The organism is Psychrobacter sp. 1U2 (assembly GCF_051847575.1).
This window is the reverse complement of record NZ_JBPYDC010001150.1, coordinates 1-688: the sequence shown is the minus strand read 5'-3', so window position 1 is coordinate 688 and position 688 is coordinate 1. Positions and strand designations below refer to the sequence as shown.

Here is a 688-nt window from a genome sequence, read left to right as displayed (position 1 = left end):
AAAATACTCACGTTGTAGCTCTACCATCGCGGTAGCACGTGTCAGGCGAATAAAAGGTGGTGTGCAGACCAAGGCAATGGTAATAATAGTGTTGGTCATAGAAGGGCCTAAGATAGCCGCAATAATGATAGCCAACAGCAAGCTGGGATAGGACATCAAAATATCATTGACTAGCATCACCGCTTTACCCCAAACCTTTGGCCAAAACGCGGCGCTAAGTCCTAATGAAACACCGACCAACATAGCGAGGGTAGTGGCACTTAGACCAATAAACAATGAATAACGCGCGCCATACATCACCCGAGATAAAGTATCTCGACCTGCATCGTCAGTGCCGAGCCAAAACATAGTATCACCACCACTCAGAAACGCTGGTGGCAATTGCTCTTGGCCGGTGAATAATTCATAAGGGTCATGAGGCGCAATAGCGGGCGCAAGTATGGCAATAATGACCATTAACGTCAGTACAATAAAGCCAAGTACGGCGCCTTTATTCCGGCAGAAAGTCGATAAAAATAGCTGCCAAGACGAGGGCGGTGTGGCTGCCAGATTGATATCAGAGGGGAGAACAGAAGGCTTCATGAGCAATTCCTGTAGTGGTCAGCACTTTAAAAGCGTTTAGAGTCTTATTCCTAAAAAATACTTAAAATTTTAAAATTGCTCTAAAGCATGTAAGCGCCAATCATCA

1 protein-coding gene is annotated in these 688 nt (G+C 45.3%); it reads right to left on the bottom strand.

Going from position 1 to position 688, the window contains the following annotated elements; genetic code table 11:
* On the bottom strand, positions 1–582 hold a 582-nt coding region (locus tag ACS8FD_RS20910; protein WP_439277279.1), incomplete at its 3' end, for an ABC transporter permease.
* Between the last annotated feature and the right edge of the window lie 106 nt (positions 583–688).